The 15,789-nt window shown below is 75.1% G+C and carries 15 protein-coding genes; 6 read left to right on the forward strand and 9 right to left on the reverse strand.

Annotated elements, in window-relative coordinates; genetic code table 11:
* The first annotated feature begins 65 nt into the window (after positions 1-65).
* Entirely contained in the window at positions 66-494 is a 429-nt protein-coding gene (locus E4A51_RS06755; protein ID WP_046529205.1) for an STAS domain-containing protein, read from the forward strand.
* Positions 495-597: 103 nt separating this feature from the next.
* Here E4A51_RS06755 and fbaA read toward each other — a convergent pair whose 3' ends face one another.
* The 3 genes from fbaA to E4A51_RS06770 all read right to left on the reverse strand — a co-directional run bounded on the left by fbaA (position 598) and on the right by E4A51_RS06770 (position 3,407).
* Positions 598-1,668: a class II fructose-bisphosphate aldolase gene (gene fbaA, locus E4A51_RS06760; RefSeq protein ID WP_255430545.1), complete on the reverse strand. Its 1,071-nt coding sequence runs from the start codon at positions 1,666-1,668 to the stop codon at positions 598-600.
* 84 nt (positions 1,669-1,752) lie between these two features.
* Entirely contained in the window at positions 1,753-2,427 is a 675-nt protein-coding gene (locus E4A51_RS06765) for a TrmH family RNA methyltransferase (RefSeq protein ID WP_134851244.1), read from the reverse strand.
* Complete coding sequence (locus tag E4A51_RS06770; RefSeq protein WP_240696406.1) at positions 2,424-3,407, reverse strand: DUF368 domain-containing protein; 984 nt, start codon at positions 3,405-3,407, stop codon at positions 2,424-2,426. The genes E4A51_RS06765 and E4A51_RS06770 overlap by 4 nt, the downstream gene beginning before the upstream one ends.
* 66 nt (positions 3,408-3,473) lie before the next feature.
* On the opposite strand from E4A51_RS06770, the gene E4A51_RS06775 reads away from it, so the two are divergent.
* The 3 genes from E4A51_RS06775 to E4A51_RS06785 all read left to right on the forward strand — a co-directional run bounded on the left by E4A51_RS06775 (position 3,474) and on the right by E4A51_RS06785 (position 6,202).
* Entirely contained in the window at positions 3,474-4,331 is an 858-nt protein-coding gene (locus E4A51_RS06775; RefSeq protein ID WP_134851245.1) for a VTT domain-containing protein, read from the forward strand.
* Positions 4,328-5,101 (forward strand): HAD-IIA family hydrolase, encoded by a 774-nt coding sequence (locus E4A51_RS06780; protein WP_134851246.1) that lies wholly within the window; start codon positions 4,328-4,330, stop codon positions 5,099-5,101. Before E4A51_RS06775 ends, E4A51_RS06780 begins: the two co-directional genes overlap by 4 nt.
* Before the next feature lie 75 nt (positions 5,102-5,176).
* On the forward strand, positions 5,177-6,202 hold the full coding sequence (locus E4A51_RS06785; RefSeq protein WP_134851247.1) for an AAA family ATPase: 1,026 nt from the start codon (positions 5,177-5,179) through the stop codon (positions 6,200-6,202).
* Positions 6,203-6,305: 103 nt separating this feature from the next.
* Here E4A51_RS06785 and E4A51_RS06790 read toward each other — a convergent pair whose 3' ends face one another.
* Both E4A51_RS06790 and E4A51_RS06795 read right to left on the reverse strand, forming a co-directional pair.
* Entirely contained in the window at positions 6,306-7,577 is a 1,272-nt protein-coding gene (locus tag E4A51_RS06790) for an MFS transporter (RefSeq protein WP_134851248.1), read from the reverse strand.
* A 62-nt stretch (positions 7,578-7,639) separates the two neighbouring features.
* A complete protein-coding gene (locus E4A51_RS06795) occupies positions 7,640-9,796 on the reverse strand; it encodes a glycoside hydrolase family 3 C-terminal domain-containing protein (protein ID WP_240696407.1) in 2,157 nt (718 codons plus the stop codon).
* Positions 9,797-9,918: 122 nt separating this feature from the next.
* On the opposite strand from E4A51_RS06795, the gene E4A51_RS06800 reads away from it, so the two are divergent.
* Complete coding sequence (locus E4A51_RS06800; RefSeq protein WP_206119976.1) at positions 9,919-10,551, forward strand: TetR/AcrR family transcriptional regulator; 633 nt, start codon at positions 9,919-9,921, stop codon at positions 10,549-10,551.
* A 61-nt stretch (positions 10,552-10,612) separates the two neighbouring features.
* Here the strand turns inward: E4A51_RS06800 and E4A51_RS06805 are convergent, their stop codons facing one another.
* From E4A51_RS06805 to E4A51_RS06820, 4 genes are all read right to left on the reverse strand, one after another.
* Entirely contained in the window at positions 10,613-11,182 is a 570-nt protein-coding gene (locus tag E4A51_RS06805) for a LemA family protein (RefSeq protein WP_046529212.1), read from the reverse strand.
* An 88-nt stretch (positions 11,183-11,270) separates the two neighbouring features.
* Positions 11,271-12,095, reverse strand: a complete 825-nt coding sequence (locus tag E4A51_RS06810; RefSeq protein ID WP_134851249.1) for a hypothetical protein — start codon at positions 12,093-12,095, stop codon at positions 11,271-11,273.
* A gap of 12 nt (positions 12,096-12,107) precedes the next feature.
* Positions 12,108-12,683 carry an orotate phosphoribosyltransferase gene (gene pyrE / locus E4A51_RS06815; protein WP_046529213.1) on the reverse strand — a complete coding sequence of 192 codons (576 nt, stop codon included), beginning with the start codon at positions 12,681-12,683 and terminating at the stop codon, positions 12,108-12,110.
* 49 nt (positions 12,684-12,732) lie between these two features.
* The gene (locus tag E4A51_RS06820; protein ID WP_134851250.1) at positions 12,733-13,527 is read right to left on the reverse strand and encodes an SDR family oxidoreductase; all 795 of its coding nucleotides are present in this window, start codon (positions 13,525-13,527) and stop codon (positions 12,733-12,735) included.
* A 129-nt stretch (positions 13,528-13,656) separates the two neighbouring features.
* On the opposite strand from E4A51_RS06820, the gene recQ reads away from it, so the two are divergent.
* Positions 13,657-15,750, forward strand: coding sequence for a DNA helicase RecQ (recQ, locus tag E4A51_RS06825; protein ID WP_370297487.1), 2,094 nt, complete (start codon positions 13,657-13,659; stop codon positions 15,748-15,750).
* Positions 15,751-15,789: the final 39 nt, after the last annotated feature.

The following is a 15,789-nucleotide window of genomic DNA, read 5'->3' on the forward strand; positions in this document are numbered from 1 at the left end:
AGCGTGCCGAACGGACGAACCGCTCGGCCACCTCGGCGAGCCCCCCGGCGCTCGGAAGGAGCATCGTGCGAGACGGTAACAGCCCTTCCGCAGGCGAGGACGCCGCCACGACGGAGGCGACGGCCCCGGAGGCCGCCCCCGCGACGGCCGGCGAGCCCGGCGCGGTGCAGGTCATCGTCGGCACGGACCGCACGCGCATCGTGCTCTCGGGCGAGGTCGACGCCGACCTGGGCCCGGAGCTGCAGGAGGCCACGGCCGAGGCGGAGCAGCGCGGCCTGCCGATCGAGGTGGACGCGCACCACGTGACGTTCATGGACTCGTCGGGCGTCGCGTTCCTCGCGCGGCTGTCGATCCGCAGCGAGCACCGCGTGCGGCTGCTGCGCGTGCCGCCCACCGTGCGGTTCCTGCTCGAGGTCACGCGGATCGGCGAGCTGCTCGACGTCGTCGACGAGGACGACGCCGCGCCGTTCGAGCCGGTCGACCCACCGGCCTGACGCCGACCCAGATCCACCCCGGGCGCGACCGGCCGCACCCGCGACGCAGGACGGCCCCGACCCCCGGCAGGGGGGTCGGGGCCGTCCGCGTGGCGGCTCCGGGTCAGGAGATCCGGGTGCCCGCCGAGCGCAGCTGCTGGCACGCCTCGACGATGCGCGCGGCCATGCCGGCCTCGGCCAGCTTGCCCCAGGCGCGCGGGTCGTAGGCCTTCTTGTTGCCGACCTCGCCGTCAACCTTGAGGACGCCGTCGTAGTTGGTGAACATGTGCGCGACGACGGGACGCGTGAACGCGTACTGCGTGTCGGTGTCGATGTTCATCTTGATGACGCCGTTGTCGACCGCCTCGGCGATCTCCGCGGCCGTCGAGCCCGACCCGCCGTGGAAGACGAGGTCGAACGGCGACTCCTTGCCGATCTTCGCGCCGACCTCGCGCTGGATGTCCGCAAGGATCGACGGGCGCAGCTTGACCGCACCCGGCTTGTACACGCCGTGCACGTTGCCGAACGTGAGGGCCGTCAGGTAGCGGCCCTTCTCGCCCGCGCCGAGCGCCTCGACGGTCTTCAGGCCGTCCTCGGCCGTCGTGTAGAGCTTCTCGTTGATCTCGGCCTCGTGGCCGTCCTCCTCGCCACCGACGACGCCGACCTCGATCTCGAGGATCGTGCGGGCCGCCTGCGAGAGCTCGAGCAGCTCGGCCGCGATGACGAGGTTCTCGTCGAGCGGGATGTCCGAGCCGTCGAACATGTGCGACTGGAACGTCGGGTTCTCGCCGCGCTTGACCTGCTCGGCCTCGAGCGCCAGCAGCGGGCGGACCCACGAGTCGAGGTTCTTCTTGACGCAGTGGTCGGTGTGCAGCGCGATCGTGACGCCGTAGTGCTTGGCGACCTCGGTCGCGTACGCCGCGAGCGCGAGCGTGCCGGACACGCGGTTCTTGATCGTCGAGCCCGACGCGTACTCGGCGCCGCCGACCGACACCTGGATGATGCCGTCCGACTCGGCCTCCGCGAAGCCCTGGATGGCGGCGGTGACGGTCTGGGACGACGTGATGTTGACGGCGGGGTAGGCGAACTTGCCGGCCTTCGCCCGGTCGATCATCTCGGCGTAGACCTCGGGGGTGGCGATGGGCATCGCTGTTCTCCTGAAGAGTCGGGGAGCGGTACGACCTGAGTCTGCCACCACCGGGGCACCCGCCGTCCGGGACGTCCACCGGGACCCTCGTCCCGGTGCCGCACGGGGCCGCCCGGGGCTGCACGGGGCCGCTCAGCGGGGCACGTGCTGCACGGCCCACGCGTGCATGACGATCGCGGCGGCGGCCCCGGCGTTGAGCGAGCGCGTGCTGCCGTGCTGCGTGACGTGCACGACGACGTCGCACGCGTCCTGCGCCTCCCGGGTCAGGCCGGTCGACTCCTGCCCCAGCACGAGCACGCACGCGCGCGGCAGCGCGAACCCCTCGAGCGGCACCGACCCCGGGACGTTGTCGACGCCGACGAGAGGCAGCCGCGACCCGCCCGGACCGGCGTGCGCCGCCCAGTCCGCGAGCGCGGCCGCGTCGGGGTGGTGGTGCACGTGCAGGTAGCGGTCGGTGACCATCGCGCCGCGGCGGTTCCACCGGCGCCGACCCACGACGTGCGCGCCCGCGGCGTTGAACGCGTTGGCGGTGCGGACCACGGACCCGATGTTGAGGTCGTGCGCCCAGTTCTCGATCGCGACGTGGAACGCGTGGCGGCGCGTGTCGAGGTCGGCGACGATCGCCTCGACGGTCCAGTACCGGTAGCGGTCGACGACGTTGCGACGGTCGCCGTGCGCGAGCAGCTCGGGGTCGTACCGCGGGTCGTCGGGCCACGCGTCGGGCCCGCCGGGCCACGGCCCGACCCCCACCTCGGCGGGTGCGGGGTCCGACGGCGTCCCGTCGGGTGCGGCGGGCTCGTGCGTCACGACGCCGTGTCGGCCGCGGCCCGCGCGCGGGCGGCGCGCCGCCGCTCCCACGCGACGAGCGCGCCGACCACGACGGCGCCGGTGGCGGCCAGCAGCACGACCTGGCCGACGTCGCCCTGCTGCGGCGCGAGCAGCCCGCGGTCGTCGTCCTGCCACGGCCACAGCGCGCGCAGCGAGCCCACCATGAGGCCCGTGACGACGGCCATGGTGACCTGGCGACGCTCGTGCAGCAGCCACTGCAGCGTGCGCACGAACGCCGCGAACCCGAGCACGGCCCCGAGCGCGAACGCGCCGACGAACGCGGCGTCGCGGCCGTCGAGCGCGGCCTGCACGGGCACGTACAGCCCGAGCACCACGAGCAGCGCCGAGCCCGACAGGCCCGGCACGACGAGCGCGTTGATCGCGATCGCGGCGCCCAGCACGACGTACCAGAGCGACGGCTCCTCGATCGCGACGGGCGGCAGGCCGGTGAGCAGGAACGCGGCGACGGCCGCGACCAGCGCGTAGGCGCCGTCCCGCACGCGCGGCCGCGCCGGCATCATGCCGAGCGGCACGGCGACCGACGCCGCGATCATCCCCGCGAACACGGCGCGCGTCGGCACGGGGTGGCTCTCCAGGAGCGGCGCGAGCGTGCGCAGCGACAGCACGAGCACGACCGCCATGCCCGCGAGCACGGGCAGCACGAGGCGCCAGTCGACGCGGCGCAGCGCGGCGGCGGCCTCGGCGGTGCCGCGGCGGCGCACGACCCCGACGACGAACGCGCGGCCCGCGTGCACGACGTGCGCGGCCGCGGCGATCAGCTCGTCGTACAGGCCGACGACGAGCGCGACGGTGCCGCCCGAGATGCCGGGGACGGACTCGGCGGCGCCGATGAGCCCGCCGCGGGCGGCGTGCAGGGGGGCACGGGACCACGTCGTGCGCGGTGCCGCGAGGGTCGAGGTGGTGGGGGCGTCGGCCGGGGAGGTCGCGTCATGAGCCACCGCTCCACCCTAACCAGGCGCTCCGGGGCGCCGTCCGGCGACGTCCCGCGCCGTAGGCTGAGGGCCATGTTGACGACGTCGGCGCTCGCCGCCGCACTGACCACCGACGTGGCGCCGCTGCTGGCCGGCGGCCCGCTGCCGGCGCTCGGTCCGGACTTCCTGCAGGCCGACCACCTCATCGCGTCGTTCGGCACGGCCGCGCTGATCGGCATCACGGCCGTCGTGTTCATCGAGACCGGGCTGCTGTTCCCGTTCCTGCCCGGCGACTCGCTGCTGTTCACGGCGGGCGCGCTGGTCGCGCAGGACTCGCTCCAGCTCAACATCTGGGTGCTGTGCCTGATGCTGTTCCTCGCGGCGTTCGCGGGCGACCAGGTCGCGTACGCGATCGGCCGCAAGCTGGGCCCGCGCGTGTTCAGCCGCCCCGACTCGCGGTTCTTCAAGCAGAAGTACATCGACCAGACGTACGCGTACTTCGACAGGTACGGCGGCCGGACGATCATCGTGGCGCGCTTCGTGCCGTTCGTGCGCACGTACGCCCCGGTCGCGGCCGGCGTCGGCAAGATGAGCTACCGGCACTTCGTGTCGTTCAACGTGGTCGGTGCCCTGCTGTGGGGCGTCGGCGTGACGCTCCTGGGCTACCTGCTGGGCAACGTCACGTTCATCAAGGACAACATCGAGGCGCTGCTCGTCGTCATCGTGCTCGCGTCGCTGCTGCCCGTGGCGTTCGAGCTGTGGCGCGCGCGCCGCAAGGAGAAGGCCGGCGAGACGGTCGAGGGCCGCGACACGGCGTACGACGAGCCGGTCGAGCGCGCCGCGGTCGAGCGCGAGGTCTTCGGCCACGCGGCCACCGAGCCCGTCGCCGGGCAGGCGGGCGCCGAGGTCGTCGACCTGCCGGGCGACGACGCCGGGCGGGGTGCGCGATGACGCGCGAGATCCGCTCGTGGCTGTCCGACATGGACGGCGTGCTCGTGCACGAGAACCACGCGCTGCCGGGCGCCGCCGAGTTCGTGGGCGCGCTGCAGGCCGCGGAGCGCCCGTTCCTCATCCTCACGAACAACTCGATCTACACGCCGCGCGACCTGCGGGCGCGCCTGGCCGCGACGGGCATCGACGTGCCGGAGCAGGCCATCTGGACGTCGGCGCTCGCGACCGCGCAGTTCCTCACCGACCAGATGCCCGGCGGCTCGGCGTACGTCATCGGCGAGGCGGGCCTCACGACCGCGCTGTACGAGGCCGGCTACACGCTCACCGCCGCGCGCCCGGACTTCGTCGTGCTGGGCGAGACACGCACGTACTCGTTCGAGGCGATCACGCAGGCCATCCGCCTCATCCAGGGCGGCGCGCGCTTCATCGCGACGAACCCCGACGTCACGGGCCCGAGCGCCGAGGGCGACCTGCCCGCGACCGGCGCCGTCGCCGCGATGATCTCGGCGGCCACCGGCCGCAAGCCGTACTTCGTGGGCAAGCCGAACCCGATGATGATCCGCTCGGCGCTCAACCGGATCGACGCGCACTCCGAGACGACCGTCATGGTGGGCGACCGCATGGACACCGACGTGATCGCGGGCATCGAGGCCGGGCTGCGCACCTACCTCGTGCTCACGGGCTCGACGCGCGCGACCGACGTCGAGCGGTTCCCGTTCCGCCCCACCCAGGTGCTGGACTCCGTCGAGGACCTGCTCGAGATGGTCTGACGCGCACGCCCGTACCACGGCCCGGCGAGGCCGTTCGTCCCTCGTCGGGGCTCTGACGAGGGCGCACGCTGAGGTGTGCGCAACAACGAGCTCGCCCAGGTGCTGCGCGCGACCAACCCCTGGTGGTCGCGCCGCCGCCGCGCGTCCTGGGTGCTCGACGACCCCGAGCTGACGACGCGCGACGCGCACGAGTGGCCGCTCGCGACCGCGACGGCCCGCGCGGTGCTCGCGGACCTCGCGGCCGGGCCGCGCCCGGGCACCGTGACGCTCGTGGTCGGGCCGCGCGGCGTCGGCAAGACGACGGCCGTCAAGGACGTCGTCGCGCACCTCGTGGCCGACCCGGCCGTCGACCCGCGCCGCGTCGTGCTCGTGCCGGTCGAGCACCTCGACGAGGACGACCGGCCGCGCCGCATGGGCGGCGTCGACGTCGCCGCCGTGCTCCGGCTGCCGACCCGCACGGGCGCGCCGGCGTGCGACGGCGCCCGGGTGCTCGTGGTCGACGAGGTCGGCACGGTGCCCCGGTGGCCGGCTGCGGTCGCCGAGGCGTGCCGCCGCGGGCACCAGGTCCTCGCGACCACGTCGGTGCTCGACCCCGCGGACCTCGCGGCGCTGCGCGCCGCGACGCCGTGCGGAGCCGTGCAGGTGCTCCACCTGCGCCCCGCGACGTTCGCCGAGCTCGTCACCGCGGACCCCGCGGCGGACGCCGCGCAGGTGCGCGCCGCCTTCCTGCGCCACGGCGGCCTGCCGCGCGCGATCGCCGAGCACCGCGACCTGGGCGACGTCGGCCCGGCGTTCGTCGAGCGGGTCGCGGCCGGTCTGCACCACGACGTGTGCCGCGGCGAGGAGCGCTGCCCGCTCGACCGGCTGCTCGCGGCGGTCTGCGCGACGACCGACCGGTTCATCGAGCCCGCGGCGCTCGCCACGACCCTGGGGCTCACGACGTGCGAGGTGGGCGTGCTGCTCGAGCGGCTCGAGCACGCGCACGCGCTCGACCCGCGGCGCGGGCTCGTCGACCCGCTGCTGCACCGGCTGCCGTCGCTGCTGGCGCCGGACCGGCACACCGCGCCGTCCGACGCGCACATCGCGGCCTTCTCGTCCTGACGCCCGGCCCCGCCGACACGGCGCCGCGGTGCGGCGCGCACCGCACCCGCGCAGCACGACGCCCGCGCGGCACCGTCACGGTGCGGCGCGGGCGTCGTCGGGTTCAGCGCGCCGAGCGGATCCGCAGGATGAGCACGGCACCGACGAGGGCGACGACCGCGGCGACCGGGAAGCCCGCGCCGTAGCCGCCGGTCACGCCGACGACCGCCCCCATAAGCACGGGACCGAGGATCTGCCCGCCGGTGTTGGCCATGTTGAGGATGCCGAGGTCCTTGGCGGCCGCCTCGGGGTTCGGCAGCACGTCGTAGTTGAGCGCCTGGTCGACCGAGTTGAAGACGCCCGACGCGACGCCGAGGCTGATCGCGGCGAACACGATCATCGCGGCGGGCACGGGCCACACGAACGGCACGAGCAGGCCGACGGCCATGAGCACGGTCGCCCCCACGACGAGGACCTTGCGCCGGCCGAGCCGGTCGGACACGGGCCCCGCGACCGCCCCGCACACGAGGGACAGCACGAGCTGCACGAGCGCCATCGTCGCGATCATGCCGCCCGCGCCGTCGGCGTCCATGCCGAGGTGGTCGGTGAAGATGTACAGCTGGTAGCCCGTGATCGAGAACATCGCGAGGACGAACAGCAGCTTGCCGGACATCGCGAGGTAGAAGTCGCGCGCGCCCCGCCGCGGGAACGAGAAGTTGTCGAGCAGCATCGCGCGCGAGAACGCGGGCCGCGGCTCGCCGGCGTTCGACCGGTCGGGCGCGAGCAGCGCGAGCACGGGGCCCGCCAGCAGGATCGCGAACCCCATGAGCCGGAACCCGGTCGCGGGGTCGGTGACGAACCGGGACGCGACGACGTTGGCGCCGGCCATCCCGACCATCATGCCGACGCCGTACACGGCGGAGTACGTGCCGCGCTGCCGCTCGGGCACGCGGTCGGGGATCACCGCGACCAGGGGCGCGACGATCGCGTTGAGGAACAGCTGGAACACGCACCACGTCACGACGAGCGCGGTGACGGACTCGGCCCGCGACAGCAGCAGGAGCAGCAGGCAGGTCGTGACCGACCCGAGCACCATCCAGGGGGTGCGCTTGCCGAGGCGCGACCGGGTGAGGTCGGACAGCGCACCGAACAGGATGTTGGCGAGCAGCGCGACGACCGACCCGACGATCGACAGGGTCGCGACGACCTGGACCTTGCTGTCGGGGGCGATCTGGTCGAGGCGCGCGGGCAGCAGCACCGTGATGCTCGCGACGTAGGGGCCGATCCAGAGCACGGCGCCGAGCACGAGCGCCGTGACGAGGCGCGCGTGGCCGCCGCGCGTGAGGGTGGCGGGCGACGGCGCGGTCGCGCCGCCGGCGGGGAGGGTGGTGGACATCGTCGTCCGGCTTTCTCGAGGGCCCGACGCCCCGGACCCACCCGGGGCGTCGGGCGGGTGGGTCAGGCGAGGGTGAGGGTCGTGGTGGTGGCGTCGGGGTCGCCCGCGTGCGCGGCGACCTCGAGGTGCACGTCACCGGCGGGCGTCGTGAAGGTGCGGGTCGCGGCGTCCCAGCGCTGCAGGGGCCGCAGCGACAGCGGCACCGTGACGCGTCGCGCGCCGCCGGCGGGGACCTCGACGGCGGCGAAGCCGACGAGCGCGCGCACGGGGTCGCTGGCGTGCGTCGCGTAGACCTGCACGACGTGCCGCCCGTCGCGCGCGCCGGTGTTGGTGACCGTGACGTCGACCTGCGCACTCTCGACGCCCGTGCGGCGCGCGACCGGGTCGCCGAGCGCGAACGTCGTGTACGACAGGCCGAACCCGAGCGGGTAGGCCGCGGGCACGCCGTCGCGGTCGAGCAGGCGCTGGCCGTGCCAGGCGTCGTAGGTGACGGCGGTGGCGTCGCGGTCGAACGGCGGCAGGTGGTCCTGCGAGGTCGGCATGCTGAAGGGCAGCCGCCCGGCGGCGTCGACGCGTCCCAGCAGCACGTCGGCGAGGCCGTGGCCGCCCTCCATGCCCGCGTACCAGGACATGACGAGGCCGGGCACGTGGTGCCGCCAGGACTCGGTGAGCACGGCGCCCGCGGCGACCACCGCGACGACGGTGCGCGGCGTGGCCGCGGCGACGGCGCGCACGATCTCCTCGTCGACGGGGCGCAGCGTGAGGCGCTCGCGGTCGCCGCCCGCGCCGAGCGAGGACTCCCCCGCGGCGGCGACGTGCGTCGCGGCCGTGCCGTCGGGCAGCGGCGGGTACAGGGCCGTGATCTCGGGGCGCGCCATGGCGGACGCGTCGGTGAACTCGCCCTCGTCGTCGGCGGTGTAGCCGACCACGACGACCGCGGCGTCGCACGTCGCGGCGACCGCGGCGGCGGCCTGCGGGTCGTCCTCGGGGACGTGCACGACCTCGGTGCCGGGCAGCGCGGCGCGCAGGCCCGCGAGGGCCGTGACGACCTCGGGCGCCCGCACGTCGGACGACCCGTGGTCGCCCGTGTTGGGCAGGTCGGCCAGCCGCCCGACGACCGCGAGCCGCCGCAGCGACCCGGGCGCGAACGGCAGCACGGGCGTGCCGTCGACGGGCTCGTTGCGCAGCAGGACCACGGCGCGGGCGGCGGCCTCGCGCGCCAGGGCCCGGTGCTCGGCGCTCGCGACGACCTCGAGCGGCGGGCGCGGTGCGTCGTGCTCGGCGTCGAACCGCAGCTGCGTCGCGATGACGCGCTCGCCGGAGCGGCGCACGGCGTCCCAGGACGTCGCGCCGGCGGCGATCTGCTGCGGCAGGTGCTGCGCGCGCTGCTGGCGGAACGGCTCCTCGACGTCGAGCCCGGCCTCGAGGGACGCGGCGGCGTCGCGCAGGCCGAAGATGAAGTCGGAGACGGTGACGCCCTCGAAGCCCCAGTCGCCGCGCAGCACGTCGGTGAGCAGCTCGGGGTGCTGCCCCGCCCACTCGCCGTTGACGGAGTTGTAGGCCGACATGATGCCGTCGACGCCCTCCTCGACGACGCGGCGGAAGTGCGGCAGGTAGACCTCGTGCAGCACGTCCTGCGCGCACGTGACGTCGACCGTGAAGCGCGCGTTCTCCATCGAGTTGAGCGCGTAGTGCTTGGCGCACGCCATGACGTGCCGGCGCACGCCGCGCGTGAGCGCGGCGCCGAGCTCGCCGAGCAGCAGCGGGTCCTCGCCGTAGGTCTCCTGCGCGCGGCCCCACGCGGGGTGGCGCGGCAGGTTGATGCAGACGCCTGCGAAGAAGTTGCCGTCCTGCGCCGCGACCTCGGCGCCGATCGCGGCGCCGACGCGCTCCTCGAGGTCGGGGTCCCACGTGGCGCCGCGCGCCATCGAGACGGGGAACGCGGTCGAGCGGCCCATGACGACGCCGCGCGGCCCGTCGCTGAACCGCAGGCCGGGGATGCCGAGGCGCGGGACCTCGCCGTGCACGAGCGGCCGGGTGTTGTAGCCGACCTGCATCATCTCGGCCATGCCGGGCCAGAACTCCTGGTCGCCGTCGAGCAGGCCGAGGCGCTCGTCGTCGGTGAGCAGGTCGTAGAGCGCGCGGGCGGCGTCGGGCGCGGGGGTGCCGGCGCGCACGGCGGCGACGGCCTCGGGGTAGCTCGTGATGACGGGTGACACCGGTGTCTCCTCACTCGCGGCGACGTCGCCGCTAACTAGTACCTAGTAGGTACTAGTTAAGCAGCCGCGGAACGACCCCGGAAGCACCCTCGCCCGAACGGGTGGCGTGAGAGCATCGGGACGTGCCCACCGCCCGCACCCGCCCGCGCGTCCGCATGGACGGCCCCCGCCGGCGCGACCAGATCCTCGCCGCGGCCACCGCGCTCATCGCCGAGCGCGGCTACTGGGGCCTGTCCACGCAGGACGTCGCCGACGCGTGCGACATGACAGTCCCCGGGCTCCTGCACCACGTCGGGTCCAAGACCGGGCTGCTCGTCGCCGTGCTCGAGCGCCGCGACGAGCTCGACGCCCTCGCGCTCGCCGACCGCCTCGGCGTCCCCCACGGCCCCGGGCGCGGCATCTGGGGCACCGACCTGTTCACCGCCGCGGGCGTCACGCTCGACGTGCTGTGCGACCACCTCGTCCAGCACAACGCGACCCAGCCCGAGGTCGTGCGCCTCTACGCCGTGCTCGAGGCCGAGTCCCTCACGCCCGACCACCCCGCGCACGCGTACTTCGCCGACCGGCAGCGCACCGCGCTCGCCGCGCTCGCCGCCGTCGTGCCCCCGCCGCACGACCCCGACCACCTCGCGAGCGTCGCGCTCGGCCTCATGGACGGCCTGCAGCTGCAGTGGCTGCGCGACCCGACCACGTCTCTCGTCGACCGGTGGCGCGCGGCCGTCGCCGACGTCCCCGGGCTGCGCGTCCCGGCCTGACTCACGTACGAGGAGGCCCCGGTGACGCGCGCGTCACCGGGGCCTCGTCGAACGGCGTGCGTCAGAAGCTGACCGACGGCGCCTGCCGGATCTGCGGGTCGTCGACCTCGAAGTACTCGGCGCGAGTGAACCCGAACATGTTCGCGATCACGTTGGCCGGGAACGTCTCGACCTTGGTGTTGAGCTCGCGGACGTTCGCGTTGTAGAACCGGCGGCCCGCCGCGATGCGGTCCTCGGTGTTGGCGAGCTCGGCCTGCAGCTGCTGGAAGTTCTCGCTCGCGCGCAGCACCGGGTAGTTCTCGGCGACCGCGAGCAGCCGGCCCAGCGCGGCGTTCAGCGCGTTCTCCTGCGCGGCCTGCTCGGCGGGCCCGGCACCGGGTCCGGCCGCTGCCGCGCGGGCGCGCGTCACCTCGTCGAACACGCCGCGCTCGTGCGCCGCGTAGCCCTTGACGCTCTCGACGAGGTTGGGGATCAGGTCGTGCCGGCGGTGCAGCTCGACGTCGATCTGCCGCCACGACTCCTGCACGAGGTTCCGCAGCCGGACGAACCCGTTGTACTGCGCGACCGCCCACAGCAGGACGACCACCACCAGGGCGACGACGACGAGCACGGCGATCAGGCCACCGGTCACGGGGGATCCTCCAGGGGGTCGGGACGTCGTCCGATCGTAGCGACACCGGGCCGCCGGGACGCACGCGGACCGCCCGTCGCCGACGAGGTCACCCGGTCGGCGCGCCCCACGGCGCCCACCGCCGCGCACGGTCCCCCGGCGGGCCGTCGGTCGCCGGGTCGTAGCCGTGGTCCTGCCACACGTGCCGCGGCACGCCGCGCACGACCGCCGAGAGCACGCCGAGCCGCGGCGCGATCCGCGTCGTGTCGGTCGTGCCCGTCTCCCACGACAGCAGCCACGTGCCCTCGATGCGCCACGACGTGCCGAGCGCGTCCGCCTGCAGGAGCCGCTCGAGCGTGCGCGGGTGCAGGATCGCGTGCGCGGTGCGCGCGTCGGGGGCGTCGACGCGGTAGGCGTCGTTGAACGCCGCCGACTCGAGCTGCAGGTCGCGCGCACCGAACGCCTTCGCGACCCGCGCACCGAACCCCTCGGGCGTGACGTCGAGCGTCGGCAGGAACGCGGGCAGCGCGAGCCCCACGACGTGCACCTGGTAGGTGCGCTTCTCGTCACCGGAGCCCGTGGTCCACTCGTAGGTGAACGACACCGCGGGCAGCCCGTCGTACGTGCCCGTCAGGACGTCCGACGTCGTGCGGCTGTGCCCCTGGCCGAACGGGCGGGCGGTGTGCAGCTGCGCGAGCCCCAGCCCGGGGTCGCGCGGCGCGTACGCCCAGCCGGTCGCGAGCGCCCACGCGGCGAGCTGCTCCTGCCGCTTCCGCCGGAACCACCAGCCGGCCGCCGCGATGCCGCCGCCGACCAGCAGGCCCACGACCAGCAGCCCGCCGCCCGGGTGGTCGGACGAGAGCTGGCTGCCGACGACGAGGAACCCGACGAGGCCCAGCACGACGACCGCGCCGACCCGCACCCCCCGCTGCACGGCGCGCGTCGCTCAGGCCAGGCCGAGGTCGGCCAGGCCGAACAGGTGGTGGTACGGCACGCCCAGCGCCTCGATCGCCTCGCGCGCACCCGTGCCGCGGTCGACGATCGTCGCGACGCCCACGACCTCGCCGCCGGCCTCGCGCACGGCCTGCACGGCCGCGATGGGCGACCCGCCCGTGGTCGACGTGTCCTCGACGACCACGACGCGCCGGCCCGCGACGTCGGGACCCTCGATGCGGCGCTGCATGCCGTGCGCCTTGGCCTCCTTGCGCACGACGAACGCGTCGAGGTCCTGGCCGCGCGACGCGGCCGCGTGCAGCAGCGACGTCGCGACCGGGTCGGCGCCGAGCGTCAGCCCGCCGACCGCGTCGATCTCGGCCGTGCCGAGCCCCGCCTCCTCCAGCAGGTCGAGCAGCAGGTGCCCGATCAGCGGGGCCGCGCGGTGGTGCAGCGTCGCGCGGCGCAGGTCGACGTAGTAGTCGGCCTCCTTGCCGGACGACAGCGTCACGCGGCCGTGCACGACGGCCAGCTCGACGATGAGGTCCCGCAGCTGCTCGCGCGGGGTGGACGTCAGGTCGCTGCTCACGGCCGACAGACTAGCGACGGCCGCGCCCCGTGCGGGCCGCCGGCACGGCTCACGCGCCGTCGCGGCCCTCGATCGCCTCGTCGAGCAGCGCGCGCCGGTACCCGCCGAACGCGCGCACGGCCGAGCGGGGCGCGATCCGCAGCAGCGCGGACGCGGCCTTGTAGCGCAGGCTCGGCGTCGAGATGACGACGCCGCGGCGCACGTCGGCGAACGCGGTGGCCACGACGTCCTCGGCCTGCAGCCAGCCGATCTCCGGGTAGTGGGCGGTGTCGATGCGACCGCGCTCGTGGAACTCGGTGTGCGTGAAGCCCGGGCAGACGACCGTCGCGGTCACGCCCGTGTCCTTGAGCTCGACCGCGAGCGCCTCGGTGAACGTGCGGACCCACGCCTTGTGCGCCGAGTAGGTGCCGGACGCGATGAGGCCGGCGACCGAGCCGACGTTGAGGATCGCGCCGCGCCCGCGCGCGACCATCGCGCCGGCCGCGGCGTGCGACAGCACCATGACGCTGCGGACCATGAGGTCGAGGGCGCGCAGCTCGGCGTCGAGGTCGCCCTCCACGAAGTGCTGGTTGAGGCCGAGGCCCGCGTTGTTGACGAGCAGGCCGACCGGTCGCTCGTCCGTGCGCAGCCGCTCGGCGACGCGCTCGACGTCCTCGGGCACGGTGAGGTCGGCGGGCAGCACCTCGGCCCGCACGCCCGCGGCCGCCTCGAGCTGCCGCGCCAGGCGGGTCAGCCGCTCCTCGTCGCGCGCGACGAGGACGACGTCGTGCCGCGCCGTGGCGAGCTGCCAGGCGAACTCCAGACCGAGGCCGGCGCTCGCGCCGGTGACCAGTGCGGTTCCCATGGCGTCAGCCTACGGATCGCGCGGGCGCCGCGTCTCGCCGTGCGCGTGACCGCACCCGGACCCGCACCGTCCGTCCACAGGGGCGGCGGGCACGGGCCGGACGTCGGCGTCGGCTCGTAGGGTGGGCGGGTGCTGCCGGACCCCTCGCCCCGCCCCCTGCGCCGCGACCGCGCGGACCGGACCGCCGACGCGCCCGCCGCTCCCGCCGAGGCGCCGCCCGACGCCGCGTGGGACGACGCTCCCGTCGAGCCGTGGTGGGACGAGGCGCCCCCGCCGGACGACGTGCCGCCCGACGACGCCCCGTGGGGCGAGGACCCGTGGGCGGCGGGGTCGTCCGCGGCCGCCTCCCGCCCGCGCGCGACCCGGCCGCGCAGCACCGCGGCGGGCCGTCCCGCGCCGTCGCACGGCACGCCGGCCGAGGTGCTGCACCGCGTGTGGGGGTACGACGCGTTCCGCGGCGACCAGGCCGCGGTCGTCGACACCGTGGTCGCGGGCGGGGACGCGGTGGTCCTCATGCCCACCGGCGGCGGCAAGTCGCTGTGCTACCAGGTGCCCGCGCTCGTGCGCGAGGGCACGGGCGTCGTCGTGTCGCCGCTCATCGCGCTCATGCAGGACCAGGTGGACGCGCTGTCGGCGCTCGGCGTGCGCGCGGGCTTCCTCAACTCGACGCAGGAGCGGGACCAGCGCCGCGCGGTCGAGGACGCGTTCCTCGCGGGCGAGCTCGACCTGCTGTACCTCGCGCCCGAGCGGCTGCGCGTGCCCGAGACGCTCGACCTGCTGGACCGCGGCCACGTCGCGCTGTTCGCGATCGACGAGGCGCACTGCGTGTCGCAGTGGGGGCACGACTTCCGGCCCGACTACCTCGCGCTGTCGCTGCTGCACGAGCGGTGGCCCGGCGTGCCGCGCGTCGCGCTCACCGCGACCGCGACGCGCGCGACGCACCGCGAGATCTGCGAGCGCCTGCAGCTCACCGACGCGGCGCAGTTCGTCGCGAGCTTCGACCGGCCCAACATCCGCTACCGGATCGTGCCGAAGGACAACCCGCGCGCGCAGCTGCTGCACCTGCTGCGCACCGAGCACGAGGGCGACTCGGGCATCGTCTACTGCCTGTCGCGCGTGTCGGTCGAGCAGACCGCGGCCGCGCTGGTCGACGCGGGCGTGCACGCGCTGCCGTACCACGCGGGGCTCGACCGCCGCGTGCGCGCCGAGAACCAGTCGCGGTTCCTGCGCGACGACGGCGTCGTGATGGTCGCGACCATCGCGTTCGGCATGGGCATCGACAAGCCGGACGTGCGGTTCGTCGCGCACCTCGACCTGCCCAAGTCGGTCGAGGGCTACTACCAGGAGACGGGGCGCGCGGGACGCGACGGCCTGCCGTCGACCGCGTGGCTCGCGTACGGGCTCGCGGACGTCGTGCAGCAGCGCCGCATGATCGACACGTCCGAGGGCGACGCGGCCCACCGGCGGCGCCTCACGCAGCACCTCGACGCGATGCTCGCGCTGTGCGAGACGGTCGACTGCCGCCGCGTGCAGCTGCTCGCGTACTTCGGGCAGGAGTCCGACGGGCCGTGCGGCAACTGCGACACCTGCCTCGAGCCGCCGCAGTCGTGGGACGGCACGGTGCCCGCACAGAAGCTGCTGTCGACGGTCGTGCGGCTCGACCAGCGGGGGCAGCGCTACGGCGTCGGGCACCTCGTGGACATCCTGCGCGGCAAGGCGACGCCGCGCGTGCAGCAGCTCGGGCACGACGCGCTGTCGACGTTCGGCATCGGGCAGGACCTGTCGGACGGCGAGTGGCGGGGCGTCGTGCGTCAGCTGCTCGCGGCCGAGCTGCTCGCGGTCGACACCGACGGCTACGGCACGATCCGGCTCACCGAGGCGTCGGGAGCCGTGCTGCGCGGCGAGCGCGAGGTCCGGCTGCGCCGCGAGCCCGAGCGCACGGGGCGCACGTCGCGCGGCTCGCGCGGGGGACGCCCGACGGCCGCCGCCGACCTCGACGCGGACGCCGCGGCGCTGTTCGAGGCGCTGCGCGCGTGGCGCGGCGCCGCCGCGAAGGAGCAGGGCGTGCCCGCGTACGTCGTGTTCCACGACGCGACGCTGCGCGAGATCGCGACGCGGCGGCCGGCGAGCCGTGACGAGCTCGGCACGATCAGCGGCGTCGGTGCGGCCAAGCTCGACCGGTACGCCGAGGGGGTGCTGGCGGCGCTCGCGGGGACGGCCTGACCCCGCGACGCCCGCGGTCGCCCAGGACGCACCGCCCCG

Source organism: Cellulomonas sp. HD19AZ1 (assembly GCF_004535805.1).
In the GTDB taxonomy this organism is placed as follows: Bacteria; Actinomycetota; Actinomycetes; order Actinomycetales; family Cellulomonadaceae; genus Cellulomonas; species Cellulomonas iranensis.